The 21596-nt window shown below is 64.3% G+C and carries 23 protein-coding genes; 13 read left to right on the forward strand and 10 right to left on the reverse strand.

Annotated elements, in window-relative coordinates; genetic code table 11:
- Positions 1–21 precede the first annotated feature (21 nt).
- The 12 genes from llg_RS03655 to llg_RS03710 all read left to right on the forward strand — a co-directional run bounded on the left by llg_RS03655 (position 22) and on the right by llg_RS03710 (position 6241).
- On the forward strand, positions 22–1074 hold the full coding sequence (locus llg_RS03655; RefSeq protein ID WP_338287183.1) for an ATP-binding protein: 1053 nt from the start codon (positions 22–24) through the stop codon (positions 1072–1074).
- A complete protein-coding gene (locus llg_RS03660) occupies positions 1071–1289 on the forward strand; it encodes a hypothetical protein (protein ID WP_338287182.1) in 219 nt (72 codons plus the stop codon). The genes llg_RS03655 and llg_RS03660 overlap by 4 nt, the downstream gene beginning before the upstream one ends.
- On the forward strand, positions 1286–1492 hold the full coding sequence (locus llg_RS03665) for a hypothetical protein (RefSeq protein ID WP_338287181.1): 207 nt from the start codon (positions 1286–1288) through the stop codon (positions 1490–1492). Before llg_RS03660 ends, llg_RS03665 begins: the two co-directional genes overlap by 4 nt.
- Complete coding sequence (locus llg_RS03670; RefSeq protein WP_338287180.1) at positions 1489–1983, forward strand: hypothetical protein; 495 nt, start codon at positions 1489–1491, stop codon at positions 1981–1983. Before llg_RS03665 ends, llg_RS03670 begins: the two co-directional genes overlap by 4 nt.
- Before the next feature lie 29 nt (positions 1984–2012).
- On the forward strand, positions 2013–2558 hold the full coding sequence (locus llg_RS03675; protein ID WP_338287179.1) for a host-nuclease inhibitor Gam family protein: 546 nt from the start codon (positions 2013–2015) through the stop codon (positions 2556–2558).
- Between the two features lie 51 nt (positions 2559–2609).
- Positions 2610–2873: a hypothetical protein gene (locus llg_RS03680; protein ID WP_338287178.1), complete on the forward strand. Its 264-nt coding sequence runs from the start codon at positions 2610–2612 to the stop codon at positions 2871–2873.
- Positions 2874–2973: 100 nt separating this feature from the next.
- On the forward strand, positions 2974–3525 hold the full coding sequence (locus llg_RS03685; protein ID WP_338287177.1) for a hypothetical protein: 552 nt from the start codon (positions 2974–2976) through the stop codon (positions 3523–3525).
- A gap of 29 nt (positions 3526–3554) precedes the next feature.
- On the forward strand, positions 3555–3833 hold the full coding sequence (locus tag llg_RS03690; protein ID WP_338287176.1) for a hypothetical protein: 279 nt from the start codon (positions 3555–3557) through the stop codon (positions 3831–3833).
- A 2-nt stretch (positions 3834–3835) separates the two neighbouring features.
- The gene (locus tag llg_RS03695; protein ID WP_338287174.1) at positions 3836–4183 is read left to right on the forward strand and encodes a hypothetical protein; all 348 of its coding nucleotides are present in this window, start codon (positions 3836–3838) and stop codon (positions 4181–4183) included.
- Positions 4184–4423: 240 nt separating this feature from the next.
- On the forward strand, positions 4424–5158 hold the full coding sequence (locus llg_RS03700; protein WP_338287173.1) for a hypothetical protein: 735 nt from the start codon (positions 4424–4426) through the stop codon (positions 5156–5158).
- 159 nt (positions 5159–5317) lie between these two features.
- Positions 5318–5875, forward strand: a complete 558-nt coding sequence (locus tag llg_RS03705; protein WP_338287172.1) for an SOS response-associated peptidase family protein — start codon at positions 5318–5320, stop codon at positions 5873–5875.
- Between the two features lie 54 nt (positions 5876–5929).
- Positions 5930–6241: a hypothetical protein gene (locus llg_RS03710; RefSeq protein WP_338287171.1), complete on the forward strand. Its 312-nt coding sequence runs from the start codon at positions 5930–5932 to the stop codon at positions 6239–6241.
- Positions 6242–6450: 209 nt separating this feature from the next.
- Here llg_RS03710 and llg_RS03715 read toward each other — a convergent pair whose 3' ends face one another.
- The 3 genes from llg_RS03715 to llg_RS03725 form a co-directional block, all read right to left on the reverse strand.
- The gene (locus llg_RS03715; RefSeq protein ID WP_338288171.1) at positions 6451–8634 is read right to left on the reverse strand and encodes a PQQ-dependent sugar dehydrogenase; all 2184 of its coding nucleotides are present in this window, start codon (positions 8632–8634) and stop codon (positions 6451–6453) included.
- Between the two features lie 138 nt (positions 8635–8772).
- Positions 8773–12399 carry an autotransporter-associated beta strand repeat-containing protein gene (locus llg_RS03720; RefSeq protein ID WP_338288172.1) on the reverse strand — a complete coding sequence of 1209 codons (3627 nt, stop codon included), beginning with the start codon at positions 12397–12399 and terminating at the stop codon, positions 8773–8775.
- A 613-nt stretch (positions 12400–13012) separates the two neighbouring features.
- Positions 13013–13357: a hypothetical protein gene (locus tag llg_RS03725; protein ID WP_338288173.1), complete on the reverse strand. Its 345-nt coding sequence runs from the start codon at positions 13355–13357 to the stop codon at positions 13013–13015.
- Positions 13358–13504: 147 nt separating this feature from the next.
- Here llg_RS03725 and llg_RS03730 point away from each other — a divergent pair, with 147 nt between their 5' ends.
- A complete protein-coding gene (locus tag llg_RS03730) occupies positions 13505–14260 on the forward strand; it encodes a glycosyltransferase (protein WP_338288174.1) in 756 nt (251 codons plus the stop codon).
- Here the strand turns inward: llg_RS03730 and llg_RS03735 are convergent.
- The 7 genes from llg_RS03735 to llg_RS03765 form a co-directional block, all read right to left on the reverse strand.
- Positions 14248–15243, reverse strand: a complete 996-nt coding sequence (locus llg_RS03735) for a glycosyltransferase (RefSeq protein ID WP_338288175.1) — start codon at positions 15241–15243, stop codon at positions 14248–14250. The two genes, llg_RS03730 and llg_RS03735, sit on opposite strands and share 13 nt — an antisense overlap.
- Entirely contained in the window at positions 15240–15911 is a 672-nt protein-coding gene (locus tag llg_RS03740; RefSeq protein WP_338288176.1) for a DUF2334 domain-containing protein, read from the reverse strand. The genes llg_RS03735 and llg_RS03740 overlap by 4 nt, the downstream gene beginning before the upstream one ends.
- Before the next feature lie 80 nt (positions 15912–15991).
- Positions 15992–17338, reverse strand: a complete 1347-nt coding sequence (locus llg_RS03745) for a cytochrome P450 (protein WP_338288177.1) — start codon at positions 17336–17338, stop codon at positions 15992–15994.
- Entirely contained in the window at positions 17335–18309 is a 975-nt protein-coding gene (locus tag llg_RS03750) for a hypothetical protein (protein ID WP_338288179.1), read from the reverse strand. Before llg_RS03750 ends, llg_RS03745 begins: the two co-directional genes overlap by 4 nt.
- Positions 18306–19271, reverse strand: coding sequence for a hypothetical protein (locus tag llg_RS03755; RefSeq protein WP_338288181.1), 966 nt, complete (start codon positions 19269–19271; stop codon positions 18306–18308). The genes llg_RS03750 and llg_RS03755 overlap by 4 nt, the downstream gene beginning before the upstream one ends.
- A 30-nt stretch (positions 19272–19301) precedes the next feature.
- Positions 19302–20651, reverse strand: a complete 1350-nt coding sequence (locus llg_RS03760; RefSeq protein WP_338288182.1) for a cytochrome P450 — start codon at positions 20649–20651, stop codon at positions 19302–19304.
- Positions 20648–21592 carry a lysophospholipid acyltransferase family protein gene (locus llg_RS03765; RefSeq protein ID WP_338288184.1) on the reverse strand — a complete coding sequence of 315 codons (945 nt, stop codon included), beginning with the start codon at positions 21590–21592 and terminating at the stop codon, positions 20648–20650. The genes llg_RS03760 and llg_RS03765 overlap by 4 nt, the downstream gene beginning before the upstream one ends.
- Positions 21593–21596: the final 4 nt, after the last annotated feature.

A 21596-nucleotide genomic window follows, 5' to 3' on the forward strand; every position in this document is an offset into this window, starting at 1 on the left:
CACCTCTCACACCGCCACCCCATGAAAGAACAAGACTCCACCGTTAGAAGCCCCCACGCCGGAACCAACTACGGCATCGCTCCCGATCAATTCGAACTCGTCATCAAGGCGCTCGATGAGGAGCAGCAGGAGACCCTGCGCTTCTGGTACTACCTCGCCAAGGAGGAGAGCTGGACGCTCCGCCAGCTCGCCAAGCACAGCGGCGAACACTCCACCACGCTGACCCGCGTCTTCCGTGGCGTTTACGAAGGCAACATCGGCAACGTGTGCGATCGCCTCGAAAACAGCCGGGTGGCCTTCAAGGGCACCGTCGCCAATCCGGATTTCACGATGACGGCGCTGGCCAAGCGCATGTTCGAGATCTTCGACGAACTCCGCGAGCTGAACCTTGTCGGCCTGCTGTGGGGAGAGAAGGGGATCGGCAAGACCACCGTGGCCGAGGAATACCGCCGCCTGAACAACCATGGCAAGACGGTCTACGTCCGCTGCCTGGCCCGCTGCACCTTCCCGCAGTTCGTCCACCACGTGGCCCGCTCGCTCGGCGTCACGGTGAAGAACCAGAACCAGTTCACCGTCCGCGAGAAGATCGTCGGCGTGCTGTCCGCTGGCCAGCGGCTCCTGATCGTCGATGAGCTGCACGAGCTGTTCGCCACGATGCGCCCGGACATGGCCGCGAACTGCTGCGAGTTCCTCCGCGAGATCTACGACCGCTCCGGCTGCGGCATGGCCCTGATCGGCACCGAGCGGATGATCAGCGAGTTCAAGACCGGCACGCAGAAGGAGATCCTCAGCCAGCTCCTGGACCGGGGCTACGAGTTCCGCCTGCCCGGGAAGTCCACCCGCAAGGACTACGAGGCGATGCTGAAACACTTCGGCCTGGCCACACCTGGAGCGGCTGAGCCGGACGCCGCCGAGATCGTCAAAGACCTCGTGGACGCGCACGGCCTCCGCAAGTTCAACGTCCACCTCCGCAGCGGTGCCCGCCGCGCCAAGCGCCGCAATGAGACCTACACCTGGGCGCACTTCGTCGAGGCCTTCGACAACCTGGCCACCCTCTCCACCGCCGCCAAATGAGCCGCAAAGTCCTTTGGTTCGATCGCGGGCGGGACGCCTTCACCGAGGGCAAGCCCTGTCACTTCGATGACGCCCGCGTCTCCGGCCACGACCGCCAGGAATGGTATCGCGGCTGGAGACACCAGCAGCACCTCAACGCGAAGCCCCGCCCCGATCACGAACGGGAGGACACCCGCGCCGCCCTCCGCGAAATCCGCGAATCCCTCGACCGATGAAAACCGATCTACCCACCACCGCCGCCGCATCGGCCTTGTTCGACGCCTGGTCGGAAACCCTCGAAACGCACGCCCATCTGCTGGGCCGTGAGAAGGACAAGACCATCGCATCCATCCGCCGCACCGAAGCCCACATCGGCCGGAGCCTCGCCGCCCTGGGCGATCTCCGCAGCCAGCTCGAAGCCCAGCAAACGAAGCCATGATCGCTCCACGCCCCGTCATCCCGGACATCATCGACGAACAACAGGTCGCCGAGATGCTCGCCCAGGCCGCCGACCTCCACCAACTCGCCGAGGGCGATTCCCTCGGTGCCGTCCTGGCCAGTTCCTCGTCCGATGGCGCGAAGATGGCCGATGAGATCGCCGAGTATCTCGACGTGGTCGCAGGCAACATGAAGGCCCAGCAATCGGCCGGCGTCCCGATCGTCGAGCGCCTCCGCGATTACGCCCGCCAGATCCAAGCGTGGTTCCTCATGGATCTCGCGATGGACGGCGGCGGCCCGGACATCTGGAACGACGCTGCCACCAGCAAGCCCGAAGGGCACGTCCTGGTCTTCTCCGGCGGCGACATCAACTCGGGCTACTTCGATGAGCGCGACGGCTGGCTGTCCCTCTGCGGCCTCCCGTTCCAGTCGCCCGTCACCCACTGGACCGACCTTCCCCCATACCCCGGCGAATGCCCGCCGGTCGAATAACCCACCTCCAACGCAAACCACCCACCACCATGGCCAAATCGAAACCATCCAAACTGCCCGCGATCGAAACCACCGAAGACCTTCACGCCACCGTCGACAAGGTCGCGGTGCTGGAAGCCGAGAAGCGGGGCCTTGAAGCCGCCCGCGACATCGACCTTCAGAAGGTCCGCACCAAGCACGATGCGCAGATTGAGGAAAAGGGCACGCTGATCAAGGCGCTCACCAACCTCTGCGCCACCTACTGCAAGGCGAAGAAGGCCTCGCTCTTCGGCAAGCTCAAGTCGGCCGCGTCCGCCCTGGCACGCTTCGGCATCCGCGAGGGCACGCCCGCCCTGTGCCTGCTCAACAAGAACCACACCTGGGAAACGGTGCTCGCCCGCCTCAAGGATCGCGGCCTCACGGAATACGTCCGCGTCGTCGAGGAGATCGACAAGGAGAAGCTCAAGGGCGCGAAGCTCACCGAGGCCCAGCTCGCCGAACTCGGCCTGCGGGTCGACACCAAGGAATCGTTCTTCATCGAATCCAAGAGCGACGACGCGAACCGCATCAAGACCGCCACCGACGACGAAGTCTAACTGGGAGCGAGGACATTCCTGTCCGTTCTTCGCCTCTAACCAAACCCACCTATGCCCGCTCAATCCGACCTATCAGTGGAGAGTCAGGACGACGTGATGCACGACATCAACCTCGCCCTTGGTTCCAGCCACCTTGCCCGGGCAGGCGTCAGCCTTTCCGAACTCGAAAGGAAGGCCGAGGAGCATCCCCGGCTTCTGTCCGCCCTGGAGCACCTGGTGAACTACATGCGCCACTTTGAGATCGAAGACCCAGAGTGGCCCATCGAGTCCCTTCGTGAAGCCGAAGAGCTCATCGAACAAGTCCACGCCTCCTAACCCCTCTCCGGTGGCGGGCCACGGTTGCACCCGTGCCGCTGACTGCAAGCAGCGGGCCGCCCGCCACCGGTTCCTTTCTGATCACTCCCCACTTTCCCCGATGAAACACGCCATCGCCATTCTCGAAGCCCAGCGCGATCTCCACGCTCACAACGAGAAGATCCACACCCGCGCCAGCGAGTGGGACCAAGCCGCCCTTTGCTTGATCGTCGTCGACGATTGCGAGCAAGCGATCGAGCTGCTCAAGCGCAAGTCGAAGGGCAAGCTCACCGACGAAGACAAGGCCCTGCTCGCCGCGCTCTGGAAGGCCGCCCCGAAGATGGCCCGCCAGCGTAATTCCAAGCACGAGGTGGAGGTGGCCTGGCTCGCGGTCCCCGTGAAGGAACGACCCACCCAGGCAACCATCCTCGCGGCCCTCGCCGCCTGGTGCCAGTGCGAGCAGTGGAAGAAGGACGGCGGCGCCTACATCCGCGGTCTCGCCCGCTGGATCAAGGACCGCATGTGGATCGACCCGCCGGAGATCGAGCAGGCCGCCTCCCGCTACCGCCCGGCACCGAAGCCGGAACCCGCTCCCGCCGAGCCCCACGAAACCGCCACCGTGGCCGACATCAAGAGCCTCACCGCCGCCGTCAAACGCGGCGGCCGCCCATAACCCCCAGCCTCCACCAAACACCGCCAGTCATGAGTGCGAAGCGAAAGCCCAAACAACAGCCCCTCTTTGAGGACGAGGCAGATCCCTGGACCGTGAAGGTCGCAGTCGTGAAGGACCGCAAGAAAACCGAAGGCACGATCGATTACGACGGCCTGCACAAACTCCTCTACCGCCGAGTCGTCATCGATCGCGGCACCGGCCGGATCTACCTCGCGAAGATCGAAGCCCAGGCCCGCCACTTCAACCTCCGCAACGCCACCCCCGAAACCCGCACCAAGGGCGAGGACACCACCGGCAACCTGATCTGACCATGGCCCGAAAAACCAACGCATCGAAGTCCGTCCACATTGTCACTTTCGGCCACCTGTCCTTTGCCTTCGAAAGCTTGCCCAAGGCCACCAAGGCAATCGAGCTGCTCGGCTCCATGGAACGGGTCCAATGGGAGTGTGATGATTCAGGCTCCTACTACATGCCTTATAAGTCGGAGTATCGCAGTGACACCGAACTGAAGCTGGAAACCAACCAGCCCTATGAGCCACGGCTCCGGCTGATTGGCCTTCCGGCTCCCATCAAAAACGCCAAGCCCTGCTCGGCCTGCGGCACGGACACCCCAAAAGGCGGACAGTGCCCGGCGTGCGGGCTGTGGGCTTCCTCCTGATGTCATTTGCGGATCATGACGATGAGAGAGGCAAGGGCGATCACGATGGTAAGGATGGCGTAGATGTGTGCTGCAAGTGTCATACGGCCTCCATTAGCCCTTAGTTTTTAATGCATTTTTCTCCCCGCCCGGCAGGGCTTCCGCCCTCCGGACTCCTTCGGTGATTTCTGCGCCCATGCGCGAATCCTTCCCTAGTTTTTAAACCCCATCCACCGCGCCCCGTGCGCATCCCTCCCAGCCATGAAAACCGATAAAACCACCGGCCGCGCCCCGGCGAAGAAGGCCGCAAAGAAAGCCCCGAAGCGCCAGGGCAACCTCAAGCCGCAGACGCGCCAAAAGATCGCGATCACGGCCCGCCAGGCATTCGACCTCCAGAAGCATGTCGGCAACATCGAGGATGGTGTGACGTTCGAACAGTGGCGTCACGCTGAGGTGATGGCGGCCGTGAAGCGCCCCGGCATCAGCGCCTGCGACGGCCTGCATTTCCGCGATCTCATGGTTCACTTCCTCGTCCTCGCGGGCCGGGAGGAGGAAGCCCTGCCCTACGGTCTCAAGACCGGCAAGGTCCGCGACCACGGCGACGTCCAGGACACCCACGAGGAGCGCGAGAAGTGGCTGGCCATCATCGCCACCGATCTCCGCCTGCACGCCGAGCTGGCCGCCGAGCCGGTGGAACCGCAGTCGCCCGCCTACGCCGCCTCCTGGCACAGCATCAAGGCCAACGGCGGCCCGATCCAGGAGGGCTACGTGGTGTTCGTGGCGGCTCAGAAATTCGGCATCCAGAAATGCCGGTTCGAACGCCTGAAGGAACTCCTGACCGCGCCCCAACTGGAGCAGCTCCACCACACCATCCGCAACCGGATCACCGCCCGCGAGGGCAAGGGAAGCCCCGAAAACCGGAACAAGAGCCAGCGCCGCAAGCCCGTCCAGCCCGCCGATCCGGGCGACCTCGCCCCCCGCGACGTTCCGTTCTGAGTATTTGCCGGAGGGCTGGCCATGGTCCAATTTGGGGCCATGTGCAATCTGTTCAGGAGCCGCCGAAACTCCCACCAGGCCACCATTCCGAACACTGCCCGCGAGTCCTATTTGTCGCACCAGGCTGCTCCGGAAGCCGATTTGGTGAGGCCGTCTGAGATGGCCTTGGTGATCGCCATCGGCCGCATGCGGGTGCCTGTCGCGGTGCCCATGCGATGGGGATGGAGCCGGGATTTCAACCCCACCATCTACAATGCGCGGGCCGAGAAGGTCGGGACGGGCATGTGGGCTCAGGCTTCTCGCTGCCTCTTCCTGGTGAGCGATTACTACGAAACCGACAAGACCACCGGGCAGAAGTGGCGGATCTACGCCAAGCGCCCGGTGGTGACGAGTGGGTTCTACGTTCCAGGCCTGTGGGAAATCGGTCCGGAAAAGCGTCTGTTCGCCGCGATGCTGACCGAACCGGCATCATCCTTGCTGGACGGCATGAACGACCGCCAGCCGTGCGCGTTCGCCGACTGGAGGGAGATGGAGCCTTGGATCAACGGGGGGAACCTACCCAACCGCACGAAACTGCACCTTGCCAAGGAACAGGAAGCGGCAAATAGGCAAAGCCTCCAGGACATCCAGGAACGCAACCACTCCCACTTGGCTTGGAGGCTTCGACAGGAAGCGGACCGGAATTCCCCGGATGGACCAACACTTCCCGGACTCTGATTTTCAGGAGGAGCGGCCCCCGGCATTGGCTGAAATCCCGGTTTGACGGCCCGGATGATCCACCTCCACGATGCCGAACCTATGGAGATTTCGCTGCCTGCCGAGGATTACGAACGACTGCTGGCGCACCTGGAAGCCAGGCAGGACGGCAAGGTCGACCAGATGCTGGCCGCCGCCGCCCTCGCGAACCGATCGGAGATCAATATCCAGGGGAATAGGGCCGCATTGGAGGCCGTGGCCTGGTTGACCCACACCCACGCCGTGTCCTACTTCGACGATTCCGAGGATGCGGAACCCATCCTGATTCGGGTTTTGCACCCGCCCGGCCACCCCTCTGCAAGGCCGTTGCAAGCGCCTGGCCACTGAGAAGCGAACCCGCGTTCGTTTTTCTCATTTCGGTGGCAAACCGGGGTTTTCGGGCCGGTTTTTTCTCAAAAGGGGTTTTTCGGGGTGATGGCCCTGGAAAGCCCCATTTTTCGGGGTTTTTCGGCCTTTTCGGCCTTTTTCGGATTTCTCAACTCCCATGGCAGGGATCACCAAGTCCGCTGCAAGCACTCACAAGTTGAAAACTTGTGCTACTTAGCGCCCACGCGAGTGCGGGTCGGGAGATAGCCATTGGCTTCCACGAGGATTTCCCAGGCACCGCCGGGCGCGGCGGAAGCCGGTGCGGGCGGCAGTTTCAACTCCCCGGAGAGGGTGCCCTTGGTGGCGGAAATGCCATCGCCGAGATGCAAGATCGCCTTCACGATCTTGTCGGCCTCCGCCTCGCTGATCGCCTGCGCGGGCATTGGCACCTCACCCCAATCGCCGGTGCTACCCTTGAGCACACGGCCCTTGAGATACTCCACGGCATCGGTGCGGTCACGGTTCCGCAACGCCACGTCGACATACCGCGGCCCGACGGAAGCCTGGTCCACCTGGTGGCAGGCGAGGCACAGGCGGGACGTCACCAGTTCCTGGATGTCCGGTGCGAATTCCGGACCACCGGCATCATGGCCGGTCGGCGGGATGTAACGGGCACGGACGGAGACCGTCTTCGCGTCCGGGGCCACGGAGGATTTGACCTGGAACTTCACCGTCTCTCCGAACCCGAGGGCTTTCGGCTTTCCTTCCAACTGGAGTGCCAGCTCGGGCTGTGCGTCCTGTTTCACCAGCGGGAACCGCTTGATCGCGACACCGCCCTTGCCATCGGTGGCGACGGCGCGGAGCTCGGTGCCGGAACCTTCCGCCACCGTGACGGTGGCCGCCGTGCCGAGATCCTTCTCCGCGGTGCCGCTGGTGAGGAACCAGCGGACGGTCACTGGATCGCCATCGGCATCGGAGGAAGCCGTCACCGCGTAGGTGCCGTTCTTCCCCGTCACGGCCGCGGCGGAAATCTCGGGTGCATGGTTGTCCGTTCCCGGGCGAAGGCGGCGGATGCGTCCGTCCTTGTTGAACCACCAGTTGGTTCCGTATTCGAGCAGCCACACGGTGCCGTCCTTCGCCATCTCCATGTCCATCGGGTGGAGCAGCTTGTCGGCGAAGGGCGCCAGGGAAACCAGCTTCTCGCCTTCACCCAGCTTCGCCTTCCACATCCGGCCACGGGCCCAGTCATACGTGAGGAGCGTGTGGTCGTCCTCCTTGCCGAGGAGGTTCCATTTACGGGATGCATCGTAATAAAACACCGGCCCCGCCATCGCGTTTCGGGATCCCTTCCCCACCATCGGAAACTCCGGACTATCCGCGTAGGGATACCAGATGAAGGCGGAGCGGGCCGACGGCAGGACCGGCAGGCCGGTGTTCCGCGCCCCCGGATTTTTCGGCACGGCGGGATCGGTCATCTCGCCAGGCTGACCGGTGGTGAAATCGACGATCGGGTACGGTTTGTTATCCCCGACGAGGAATGGCCAGCCATAGTTGCCCGCGGCACGGGCCTGGTTCACCTCGTCGTAACCACGCGGCCCCCGTGGCCCGTCGTTGTTGGCATCCGGACCGACCTCGCCCCAGTAGAGCGCACCCGCCTTCGGATCGAGCGAGATCCGGTAGGGATTCCGGCAGCCCATGACGTAGATCTCCGGGCGGGTTTTGGCCGTGCCCGGCGGAAACAAGTTGCCCGCGGGAATCTCGTAGCCGTTCTCGGTCGGCCGGATGCGGAGCACCTTGCCACGGAGGTCGTTGGTGTTCCCCGCGCTGCGCTGGGCATCGAACTGGACGCGGTCCGGGCGGTTGTCGATCGGCGCGTTGCCGTTGCTCTCGAACGGGTTCGTGTTGTCCCCGGTGCTGAGGTAGAGCAGGCCGTCCGGCCCGAACGACAGCGACCCTCCCTGGTGGCAGACCTTGCGGTCCCGTTCAACCGGGATCTCCAGCAGCATCTTTTCCGAAGCCCGGTCGATCTTCCCGTCCCGATAGGTGAACCGGGACAGGCGGTTGAGCGTTTTGACCGGGTCGCTGTAGTAAATGTAGAGCCGCCCGTTCGTGACGAACTTCGGGTCAACGGTGATGCCAAGCAAGCCCTCCTCCCGCGCCACCGGGCTGTCCGGATCGGCGGCACGCAGGGCGGAGACATCGAACTTCGCGACCTCGAACATGCCGCCTGTTTCCGGATTCACGCGGAGGACACGGCCCTCGCGCTCGATCACGAACATTCCGCCATCCGGCAGCAGCGCGATCTCGATGGGGTCGTTCAGCCCGTCCGCCACGGGGGCGGAGAGTTCATACGCCTCCTTGGCCGCGAGGGAGGCGGTCAGGGCGGCCAGTGACAGAAGGATGGGTTTCAACATGCGGGCCTGATTACGCCGTGCCCGCCCGATTTATTCCATGGGGATTTCTACCGACACGGGCGCGGACAAAAAATATCCCGCCCCGGTCGAAACCGGGGCGGGCCTTGCCTCACCCGATAAAAGGGGAATCCACCTCGGTCACTCGGAGACCGACGCGCGCATGAACAATTTCTCAAGTTCGCCCGGATGAGCGCCCGGCACATAGAACGACCGGTAAATCCAACCGCTGGAAAGCGGGGGAAGATTCGCCTGCAGGGGACCGCTCTGGCCGGATGGCACCTCGGCAATGTCGAGATTCCAGTAGGTGAGATCCACGCTGCCCATGATGTAGTAGGTGAACCCATCCACCGGCAACGACGCCAGCATCCCGCTATACCCATCCGGGAACGAGGCCGCGGCACGAACCGGTAGCGTCAACGTCAGCACGGACTGGCCGTCCACCGTTGCAACCTTCACGGACATCTTGCTGGCGGACTTGCCCGACAGCGGATCTTCATCGAAAGCGAACTCCTGGAGGTTGTTGCGGCCGTCGCCATCGGGATCCTGCGCCTTGCCGTTGTTCGCGACGGTCAGGCCCTTGGCGGTCGCCCAATCCTCGTAGGTCGCCACCGCGGCACCGGTATTGACCTGGAGAATCCCGGTACCGGTGATGCGGCTGGTCTTGTTCACCGCCGAAGAGGTCGGGGAACCCCAGGTGCCGGAAGCCTGCTGCACGCCATCGATGTAAAGCTCGTCGATGGTGTCCGTCCCGGCGAAGCCAAGATTGAGCATCGCGCCGTTGGAGATCTTCACGTCGGCCACGTCCGCCAGCGAGGCGTTCGCCAACGAGAGCGTGCCGCCGGTCGCGACCGTGTCACCGGTGTAGGTGTTGGTGCCGGAGAGCGTCAGCGTGCCGGCACCGGTCTTCACCACCGAACCCGCGCCGGAGAGCACGCCGGAAAGCGTGACGTTGCGAGCGGTGGTGAGGTCCACCGAATCCAGCGTGTTGAAAGTCGTGCCCGCGGTGCTGGTAAGCGTGAGGTTCGCCGTGCTGGTCCAGTCCGCGTAAGCGCCGACGGTGCCATTGCCGAGGCTCACCACGCCATTGCTCGATTTCACGATACCGCCGGTGCCGAGGTTCAGCGTGCCGCCGGAATTGCCCGTGAACGCGTCACCGAGGTAGGCGGTGTTCGCGTTGTTGCTGTTCGCGCCGAGCGTCAGTTGTTTGAGGTTCGCCACGGCGGTGCCGGTGACCTTGAAGGTGGTGGTGCCATCCCAACCGACCTGGAAGGCCGCATTGGGAACATTGAGCGTGCCGCCCGTCAGGTTGTAGATGTTGCCGCCAACGGACCAATGACCGACACGGATCTGGTTCGTGGAGGTCGTGAGGTTCACGGTGCCGCCGGACTGGTTGACCACGCCGGGCCCCGTTCCCGTTTGTTCGCCGGTGAAGAACGCGCCACTGTCCGTGAGGGTACCGCCGGAGATGTTGGTCGTTCCGTTCAAGCCCATCGACCCGAAGTTCACCGTTCCGGCGGTGTTGTTGTAGGTGCCGGATTGCAGCACCGCGAGCGACACGGTCGAACCGGCATTGTCGGTGACGCCGGTTCCAGTGACGGTGAGATTGCCCGCGTTGGTGAACGTGCCGCCACCTGCCACCTGGATGCCGGAGGAACCATTGAGGCTGCCCGCCGCGGTGACCGAAAGGGTGTTCGCTCCGACAAAGGTGGCGCCCGTGTAGGTGTTCGCCGCCGTCAGGATGGTGGTGCCGCTGGAAGTGGTGCCGAAGCCGCCCGCACCGGTGATCGCCCCAGAGAAGGTCATGGAGGCATAGCCGGAGTCCACGTTCAGGAAACCACCGGAGGAAATCGCCACCGGGTTCGCCAGGTTGACCGCGCCGCCGCCGGAGTTGGTGGCGAGCTTCGAGGAACCATTGACGGTCACCGCGCCGGTGCCGAATCCCTGGTTGCCGCCACTGAGGCGCACGAAGACGTTGTTGAGCGTGGTGCCGCCCGCGTAGTCGTTCGTGCCGCTGGTGATGTTCACTTCACCCGGGCCGTAAACCGCAAGCTTCGAGGACGTGTTGTCCGTGATCTTCGACGACAAGGTGAGGACACCCGTGGAACCATTCACGAGCGCCAGCGTACCGCCTGCCGAGGTCGTGAGCGTGCCTCCGGTGATGATGGAGGCATTGCCCGCGACAGTGGAGGTGACCAGGACACCGGCGTTCAAGGTCAGGGTGTTCCCCGTGCCGATGGTCACGGTGCGTGCCGCCGCATCATTGAAGGTGATGCCGTCGATGACCACGCCCGCGCCCACGCTGTTGGTGAAGGCCGCGCCGGTGGTCACGTATTGGGTCGCACCCGAAACCCAGGTGCCGAGATCGGAAGCCGTGTTGTTGGTCGTGCCGCCGGTCACGAAGTTGCTGGCATCCGTCCGCGCGAAGGCCAAACCGGCGGTGCCGTAGGTGGCGTATGGCAACACGCTGTTGGCGGTGGTGCCAGGGAGCTTGAGCTGGGCGGTCCCGGTGCCGGTGACGGACACGTTCAGGATCGAGCCGCCGAGGCCAAGCGTGCCGCTGCTGAAATCCGCGCCAAGCGTCTGCCCCGCAGCCGTGGCCATCACGATCTTCGCCGTGCCGCCGCCGGTCAGGTTGAGCCCCTTGGCCGCCTGGGTGCTCGCGGCCGCCGCATTTCCCGTGAGCTGGAGCGTGGCACCACCGGCGATCGAGGTCGCCGTGGTGCTGGAGATCTTCGAGGTGTTGCTGGCGGTGTAGTCGAGCACCAGCGTGCCCGCGTTCACATTGGTGGCACCGGTGTAGGCATTCGCCCCGAGGAACCGCAGCGTGCCCGCACCGGCCTTCGTGAAGGGGTTCGGACCGTAGGTGTTGTTCGACACCACCGAGGAGATGTCGAGGTCGTAGCCGGAGACCGTGGTTCCCTTCGCCACGGTGAAGACCGCGCCCTGCGTCTGGCGGATGTCCAGTTTCACCCCGCTGATGGTGGAGGTGGTCGGAGAGGCCAGCGAATTGAGCGCCGAGCTGCCGTTGAAGAAATCGAGGTTGCTGTTCGCCACACCGGTCATGCTGCCGCCGGTCAGGTTGATGACCGCGTTGCCGAGCGTCTGGTTGCCGGTGGTGCTGACATCGAGCGTGCCGCCCACGATGTTGAGGTTGGTGAGCGCGGTGGCACCGCCGTTGTAGCCGGTCGCGTCACCGGTCGCGAGCCGCAGCGTGGCTCCAGTGTTCACCGTGACGGTACCGCGGATGGTTCCCGAACCGCCGCCGCCGCCCGTCAGGCTCAGCACGCCGCCATTGACGACGGTGTTGCCGGTGTAGGTGCTCTGCGCGCTGAGCGCGAGGAGACCCGAGCCAGCCTTGGTCATGCCAACGGTGCCGGTGATCACGGAGCTGATCGTCGCGTCCGTGGTGGTGGTCAAGGTGGGCGTGGTGCCCGCCAAGGTCAGGGTATTCCCACCCGAGAGCACCCATGGGCTGCCCGCGGCGCCATTGTCGGAGAACACGATATTGGTGATCGTGCGGGCCGAATCGAGCGTCACGGTCGTGCTCGCCGTGATATCGCTGGTGAAGCTGGCCGTCGAGCCGGAGGCATCGGCTACGATGCCTCCCGACCATTTGGCGGTATCGCTCCAATTGGACGGACCGGTGGTGGTATCGGTCCAGGTTCCGCTGGCGGCGTGCGCCACGGAGACCATGACGAAGGTGATTCCGGCGGCGGCAGAAGTGGCGCCACAAAGGCGCGAGAACAGGCATTTTACAAGTTTCATGCAACTAACAATGAACGAATTAAACAAAAGACGCCGTTGCGCTAAGGCCCGGATGCCGCGAGGTCAAGGAGCATTCCCCGGAAACGCCCTGCCGTTAGGCGGTTTCTGCGTAAATACCCGAGCCCTGCTAGCACCTACGATATCTCCCGTAGTTCCATCTCCATAAATTGCACGTAATAGATGGCCCGTTCGTGGCACAAAAAACGCCGGACGTTTCCGTCCGGCGCGAAACCTATCCCCTCTCCCGGGGATCATGGATGCGATCCACCCGCGCTCGTCACGCGTGATGGTGGTGCCGATGTTTGTGATGGGCCTTTTGGTGGTGCTTGTGATGCTTGTGCGCCTGACGATGGTGCTTGTGATGGCCTGAACCCTCCGCGGCGGATGCGAGAGGAGAGCCCACGAACAGGGCGGCGGCGCCCATGAGCAGCATGAGGTATCGTTTCATGGTTGGAGGACGGAGTGATCCGTCTGCCGATGAAAGCGTTCTCCACAGTGGAAGTTGCGCGGGGATTTCCAGGAAATTCATCCCCGCGCCGGATTGCGAAAAGCAATCGAGCGCCGGGCGTTTCCACCCGGCGCTCGAGACGTCCCTACACTGTTGCAAAAAGAATCAGCCTTCCTTCTTTGGCTCGCCGCCGTCGCGCTTCGGACGGTTCGGACGCTCACCGCCCTTGCCGCCTTCCGGGGCCTTGATGGCGTCGACCTCGGCCTTGGAAAGCTCGCCGTTCTTGTCGGTGTCCCAGCTTTCGAGCAGGCGCTTGGAGAGGCGCTCCGGGGCGGCGGCCAGCTCTTCCTTGGAGAGGGCACCGTCCTTGTTGGTGTCGAACTTGCCGAGGATGCGCTCCTTGGCCGGGCCGCGCTCCGCGGGCTTGTCGCCTTCCCCTTCGGCGCGGACGGCCTGGGTGCTGAGGGCGAGGGCGGAGATGCCGGCGAGGATGATGAGATGATGTTTCATGATTCGGATGGAATGACGGGTTCGACCGCCTGGACATGAAACCGCCGCCGCGGAAAAAGTTGCGCGGAACCGGATGGGAAATCGAACGGTCGGACCTTGACGCCTCTTCCACGCCCGAAGAGCCTTCCGGAACAGCCATCTCCCACCGTGATCCCGCCCGACATTTACGTAACCTGGAAGAACAAGGATCCGGACACGTGGCCGAAATGGATGCGTGAGTATCTGGACGGCTGGCGGACGATGAATCCTGGCCATCGCTTCCACCTCTTCGACGACCGGGACTGCGAGGAACTCTTCAACACGGAGCGGCAGGGAGTGCTCGATGATCTCGGCATCGACATCGTCGACCTCTATCACCGCCTCGACAAGCAGGTGGAGAAAACCGACCTGTGGCGCTACGTGACGATCTACACCCGCGGCGGCCTCTACACGGACGCGGACACCGCCTGCCTGGAACCCTGCGATCACTGGATCCGGCCCGGCGACCGCGCGCTGGTGGGCTTCGAGCGTTTCCGCTGCGACCACCCGACGCAGTACTGCCAGTGGACCTTCGCCGCCGAGCCTCGGCACCCGTTCCTGGCGATGGTGCTCAAGCACGTGGCCGCCAGCATTCTGAAGGTGCGGGGCAGCAACCGCTACGCGACGCTTTCACGAACCGGCCCCATCGTCTTCACGGACGCGCTGATCGAATTCGTCGAAAGCGGCGGCCACTGTTTCAAGTCGGTGATGGACAAGGATGCCGTGGTTGCCCACGGGCTCCGTCTGCTGAAGAAGAAGGCCTTCAGCGGCGGCCATGTCTATCACCGCTTCGCCGGCACCTGGAAACACTGGTTCCACCGCCCCGGCTTCGTGTGGCGGAAGATCCACGCCGGCTCCAGCAAGCCGAAGCGTCAGCGGTCATAGACCAAACCGCCCCACTCGATCCGCTTCGTCCGGCGGCCGTTCCACATCACCGCCAGGCCAATGGCGATCGCCGCCGGCTCGAACAACAACGCGGCCGGAAGCAGCCGTGGCAACCCTCCCCGGACCAGCCACACCGCCACAAACATCGCCCCGGCCAGCCAGCGGACGAGAAAGGCAACCAGGAACCACGCGGGTGCGCAGGCCGCGGCCGCCGCCAGTCCCAACAGCGACAACATCCACAAGCCGAGCGCGACCGACAACACGGACACTCCACCGGCACAGATCCGCTGGGCGCGGTCGACCAGCACACGCCACGATCCGCAGGCACGGACCGATGTCGCGGGACGAGCTACTAGAGTCATCGTGCCTCCATTCCGCCGCAGCGAGCGGCCGAAGACCAGGTCCTCGGTGAGCCCGAATCCCATCGCCTCGTATCCGCCCGCCTTGAGATACGCCTCCTTCCGGAACGCGCAGTTTCCGAAGACAAAGCCGGAGTTGAATCCCAGGCGGTTCAACCATGAGCACACGCCGATGTAGAACAGCCCGTCCACGGTCTGCACGAGCGCGACCCAGCGGTTCCCGCCATCCGGCCGCGGCGTGAACCGCACCGGACCGCCCACCAGATCGGCCCCGGTGGCATCGAGCCGGGCGCACAGAACGCTCACCCAGTCGTCCGGCACGAGGGCGTCGGCATCGGTGACCACCAGGATCTCCCCCCGCGCGGCGCGGAAACCGGTGTCCAGAGCCACCTGTCGGGAAGTCAGGAATGGATGATCGAAGCGATCGATCCGGATCACCCGGAGATGTTCCAATCCAAGACCGGCGAGGATGGCGCCCGTGTCATCGGTGCTGCGGTCGTCCACGATGAGGATCTCCAATCCCCCGTCATAGCGCTGCGCGGCGAACGAACGAACGCACGCCGCGATGGTGGAGGCCTCGTTGTAAGAAGCCACCACGATCGAAACCCGCGGACAACCGTTCATCGGAACCATTCCATCGAGAATTCCAAAGGTTGCCAGCCCTGATCCTGCAACTCGGCCATCAAATCGACGACCTGCCGCCATGTCTTCGGCTGGGAAAGTTCGGCCGGATGCAAGGTGAGGCGGAAGGTCGTGCCGCTCTCGATCCAGCGGCGGAGCTGCACGCGTCGGATCGAGCGGTTCACCGTATGCCGCCACGCCAGTCCGCCATCGTCGAAACACACCGCGGGCATCTCCACGCGGCCGCCCGAAACGGTCTCGTAGCGGTTGGAGAGCATGAAGCCCTCGAAGCCCAGCTCGACGAGCGTCTCGCGCACCACGGCATTCTGTTCCCACCGCGGCGCACAGAACCAGGAAGGTGTTTCCCCCAATGCGGTGGCAAACAGGTCCCGGGATTTCTCCAACCGCTCTCTCGCCTCAGCCCGGGACAGCGACGCGAATTCCGAATGGTTCTCGGTGCCGTAGAAAAGCGTGTTGAACAGGTCCGGGCCGAGCGTGTGCGTGTAGCCGTGCAGCACCTTGCGACCCGGAAAAACTTTCAGCCGTTGGACGAAGGCTGGATGCCGGTCGAGCGGATAGCGACCGCTCCAGTCCGGCACCACCAGCACCATCGCCTTCGAGCGGGCGCTTTCCGGGAAGGCCTCCAAAAGGAGGTCGAGTTCTCTGTCCATGCCAGGGTGGACATCGTGGATTTCTGGCACGAAGTGGCGCGGGGGGATCATGGGTTTGGGGGAGAAAAGAAACCGGGACGCTAGGTTCGCCTCCGGACCATCATCGGAAGGCCCTTGCGGGGCCGGAGGGTGACCAAGGTCTCCTTCCCCACCGGACCGGACCGCGCCATCTCGAAGCGGAAGCGCCGGCCGATGAGCACCATGGCGACCATGGCCTCCAGGCGGGCGAAGCCCTCGCCGATGCAAAAGCGCGGGCCCATGCCGAAGGGGTAGTAAGCGAACTTCGGAATCGACTCCTTGTTGCCCGCCTCGAATCGCTCCGGCCGGAACGCCTCGGGATCGGGGAACCATTCTGGATTCCGGTGGGAAACATACTGGAGCATCAGGAACTCGTCCCGCGGCTGGACCTCCATGCCGGATGGCAGGCGGTCCGCGGCGACCGCGCGGCGGGCCAGCGTCCACGCGGGCGGATAGAGCCGCATCGACTCCGCCAGCACCGCGGCGGTGTAGGTGAGGCGGCCGACGTCCTCAATGGCCGGGGCCCGGTCGCCGAGCACGGCCTCCCATTCCGCGGCCATTTTCTCGTGGATCTCGGGATGTTTCGAAAGCAGATACCAGGTCCAATTCAGGTGGTTCGCCACCGTTTCGTGGCCGGCCAGGATGATGGTCACCACCTCGTCCCGCACCAGCTTGTCCGGCACCGCGGTGCCATCCTCGTAGCGGGACGAAAGCACCATCGAAAGCAGGTCGTTCGGCCACTGCTCCTGAGGCAGGGCCTTGCGATCCGCGATGATCTTTTCCATCGCCGCATCGATGTTCGCGATGGAGCGGTCATAGGCGCGGTACAGTCGTGCCGTCATCCAGCGTGGAAGCGGCGGGAGCAATTGCAGGCGCGTCACGAGCTTCATCGCACGGCCAAACTCATTCCCCAGTTCCCGGCCCTCGTGGTAAAGGTCGATGCTGAACAAGGACAAGCCGACGATCGAGATGGTGAGGTGCATCATCTCGGACGCCATGTCGACCCGGTCGCCGTCCTTCCACCCGGCGATGTGCCGCTCGGTCGCGCGGGCCATCATTTCGCCGAAGGAGGCGATCGAGGACTTGTGGAAGATCGGCTGCATCATCTTCCGCTCCTTGCCATGGAGCGGCTCCTCGCTGCTCACGAGACCTTGCCCCAACAGCTTCTCGCCCACGGTGAGACTGCCGGTCTTGTGGTAATTGAGCGGGTTGGACACCAGCAGGTGCTTCACGTCCGCCGGATCCCGGATCACGAAGGTCGGGACGCTCATCGGCAGCGAGAAACGGTCGCCGTGCCGCTCCGCGAGCTCGACGAGGTAATCGACGAAATTCATCCGGTGGCGGATGACATGGCCGAGGAAAGCGACGATGCCAGGACCGGGCGCGCGCCGTTGGGAAGGCTGGGTCATGCTGGGACGGTTTCGGAAAGGGAGAACGCCGGATCGGCCGGGACTTCGGAAAGCTCCTTCAGGTTTCCATGTCCCAACAACCACCATTGCTCCGGATACAGCGCGAGCTGATCGGCGAGGCGGGCGCGAAAGAAATCGAGGACAGCGCCGGGCGTGGGATGGTCGGTGCCGCGTCCGGCCTGGATGGGCGCATGAAACCGGATGTTCGAACGGCCGGTTTCATCATGCCAGGTATCCACCCACACCACCGGCACCTGGTGGCGCACCGCCATCACTCCCGGGCCGGTGTCCACGGGAAACACCGCGTGATCGCCCACCGGCATCCAGATGCTGCGGTCCGAGCGCGATGCGAAATCGAAGGAGAGATAGAAAATGCCCTTCTGTTTGAAGGCGGCCTTCGCCCCCTCGTAGGCCCCCATGCGCACGAAGGTCAGGGAACAATCCAGCTCATGGGCCACGCCATCGAGGTAGCGGACGATGGCATTCGGCAGGAACTGGGTGAGCACCGAGGAAACCGGATGGCCCAGCGACGCGGCGACGGCTGGGGCATGCCACCACGTCCCGGCATGGGCGGACACCATCAGCACGCCCTTCCCTTGCTCCAGCGCCGCGGCGAGATGCTCGGCCCCGGATACGTTCACCTGCGAGAGGATGCCGCACGGGCCCGCCCCCTGGAGGCGGGAGATGTGGATCTTCAGGCGGCTCAGATACTCGAAGCGGCCAGCCTGGATTTCTCCAGCACGACCGGGATCGTAGGCGAGAGGAATGTTGCGGCGGGCGATCGGCTCCTCCGCCACCGTGAAAAACTTGTTCAGTCTCCGCGAACGCGCCATCGCACGATCATCCGGCAGGTGGCGGACCCAGCCGAGGGCGCGGATGTAGACCCAGCCGAAGAAATGCCGGGCCGCCATTTCGAGCCGGCCGGGTGCGGCCGGAGCGGGACGCGCAGGAGGCTTTTCGGGCTGGGTCATGCTTCGGGAGGATTCGGGGAAAGGCGGACGACGTCCCACGGCCACCACTGCTCGGGCTGGCTGCGGACGACCAGCAGCATCTCCTCCAGCGCGGTTTGAAGCAACACTTCCGCTGCTTTTTGCAACCGCAGCCCGGGAGCCGGCAGCGGCAACCTCGAAACCACGATCCGGTGGCGGTTTTCCCCGGTCCGGACCGCCGTGAGCGAAAGCACCGGCACCCGGTGGCGCAAGGCCAGCAGCGCAGGGCCGATGTGGACATCCATCCGGCATCCACCGAATGGCAATGGCACCGTGTGTTTCTCCTCCACCGGAAAATCGATGAACATCCCGAAAAAACCGTTGCGCGCCAACACCCGCGCCATCTTCGCGGGCAGGTCATCGCCGAGCAGCACCCGCTCGACAGACACGCCGCGGAACATCCGCTGGATCAGGCCCTCCATCCGGTCGAGGCGGTACATTCCATTCGCGTCCGCGTAGTTGATCGCGTTGCCCGCGATCGCCACATCGTAGCCACGCGGGCCCAGGCTGGCGACCACCGCGCCGGGGCTGCCGAGATGATTGAGGAACAACACGGCGCCGCGCCCTTCCGCCCGAACCTTTTCGAGAACGTCTCCACCCACAAGTTCGATCCGCTCCAGCAATTCGGGCTTCGGCATCCAGGTCAGGTCGATCGGCTCGAACACGCTGCGCCCCAGATGCATGGCATGCTGGTCCCAGAACCGTTGTTTCGCCTCCTCGTCCGGGAAGTCTCCGAGCACCCCTGCGACATGCCGGAGCACATCGTCCTTCAAGTGGCCGCGCATCAACCATCCGAGCCGCTTCGCGAAGCGACCGTAGGTCCAGCGCGGTGGAAGCCAACGGAGCACGTGGAACAGCGCGATCACCACGCCGCTCGCCGCGACGATCTTCCACGGCGGATTCGGGGCACCGGCGGGATCCCTGCTTTCCAGCCCGGCATTCATGGATGTGAGGGAACGACCATCGGCTCCACCTCAACGCGCCTTCCGGACGATCATCGGCAGCCCCTTGCGCGGCCGCAGAGCGATCAAGGTTTCCGGCAACACGGGACCGGACTTCGCCATTTCGAACCGGAAGCGGCGGCCCATCTCCACCAGCACCAGCACCGCCTCCAAGCGGGCGAACCCTTCACCGATGCAGAACCGCGGCCCGAGGCCGAAGGGGTAATACACATACTTCGGAATGGCATCCTTGTTCGCCGCGGAGAATCGCTCGGGATCGAACTTCGCCGGCTCCGGGAAATAGGCCGGATTGCGATGGGAAACGTACTGCATGATGAGCAGCTCGTCGCCCGCCTTCACCTCCAGCCCGCTGGGCAGCTTCCCCGGAGCCACCACGCGGCGGGCCAGCGTCCACGCGGGCGGATAGAGCCGCATCGATTCCGAAAGCACCATCTGGGTGTATGGCAGCCGCGCCATGTGCTCCATCGAGGGAGACTCATCGCCCAGCACCTCGTCCCATTCGCGGAGCAACTTGTCGTGTGCCTCGGGGTGGCGGGCCAGCAGATACCACGTCCAGTTCAGGTGGTTCGCCACCGTTTCATGCCCGGCAAGGATGATGGTGATGACCTCGTCCCGCACCAGCTTGTCCGGCATCGGCGATCCATCCTCGTAGCGGGAGGACAGGATCATGCTGAGCAGGTCGTGGGGCCACTCGCTTTCGGGAAGGGCCTTGCGGTCGGCAATGATCTTCCCCATCGCCTCGTCGATCTTCCCGATACTGTCATCGAGCCTCCGTTGCAGAGCCCCCATCGCCCATTTCGGCAAGAACGGCAGGAGCTGGATGCGGGTGACCAGATTCAGCGCGCGGTTGAACTCCATGCCGAGTTCCCGCCCCTCGCGGTATAGGTCCACATTGAAAAGGGACAGCCCCACGATGGTGATCGTGAGATGCATCATCTCCAGGGACATGTCGATGGAGTCCCCGTCCTTCCATTCGCGGGTGTGGCCCGCGGTGGACTCCAGCATCATGTCCGTGAACTTCGCGATGGAAGCCTTGTGGAACATCGGCTGCATCGTCCGCCGCTGCTTGCCGTGGAGCGGTTCCTCGCTGCTCACCAGCCCCTGGCCCAGCAGTTTCTCGCCCACGGTGAGGCCGCCGGTCTTATGGAAGTTCAGCGGATTGCCGACCAGCACGTGCTTGATGTCATCCGGGTGGCGGATCAGATAGGTCGGCACCTCCAGCGGCAGCACGAAGGTGTCGCCGTGCTTGTCCGCCTCCTGCGTGAGCGCCTCCACGAACTGGAACCCCTCGCGCAGGAAGTGTTTCAGGAGGTCCAAGCGCGATGGCCCTGGCGTGCGGGTGGGTATTTGGGTGGCACTCATTTCAGGGCGGGTTGATCCTGTGAAACACTCGAAGCGGCGGGCTGTTCAAGACAAACCTCATCCCATGGCCACCACTGCTCCGGATGGCGGCGCAGGGTCGTGCACATTGCATCCAGCGCCGCTCCCACCACCTCCGCCGCGGCCTCCCGAGATTGGATCGAGACCGGATCGGGAATGCGGGTCACCACCACGTGATGCCGGTTCGACCCGACCCGCGTGCTGGTCACGCCGAAGATGGGAGCGCCCTGGCGCAGGGCCAACAGACCGGGACCGAGATTCACGCTCACACCGGTGTGGCCGAAGGGCATGACCACGTTGTGTTTCAGCACCACCGGGAAATCGATGAAAATGCCAAACAGGCCGTTCCGTTTCAGCACGGACGCCATCCGCGCCGGCAGGCGGTCGCCCAGCAGCACGCGCTCGACGCGTCCGCGCTTGAACAACCGCGCCACCATATCCTCCACCGCGATCACCGGATTGCCCGCGATGGCCACATCATAGCCACGGAGCCCGAAGGCCGCGACCAGCGAGCCCGGGTTCCCCATGTGATCGAGAAACAACACCGCGCCCTTGCCTGTGGCGAGAGCCTCCTGGATCAGTTCCTCCCCGGTGATCCGGATGTCCGCCACCAGTTGCTCGTCCGTGGACCAATACATCTGGAACGGCTCGAACACACAGCGGCCGATGTGCTCCACGTGGCCTTTCCACACGCGGTCCCGCTCGGCGGGCGATTGGAACGGCCCCAGCACCTTCTCCATACGGGAAAGGATCTTGTCCTTGTGGCTGTGTCGCATGAACACCGCCACCGGGTGTCCGAGCCGGGCCAGCCACCGGTCCGGCAACCATTTCGCCAACAGAAAATTCGCCGCCACCACCCACCTCGCGACCTGAATCAGGCAAGCGGTGACCACTCGGATCAGCAGGCGGCGAACACGGGCCACGGCA

This window comes from Luteolibacter sp. LG18 (assembly GCF_036322585.1).
In the GTDB taxonomy this organism is placed as follows: domain Bacteria; phylum Verrucomicrobiota; class Verrucomicrobiia; order Verrucomicrobiales; family Akkermansiaceae; genus Luteolibacter.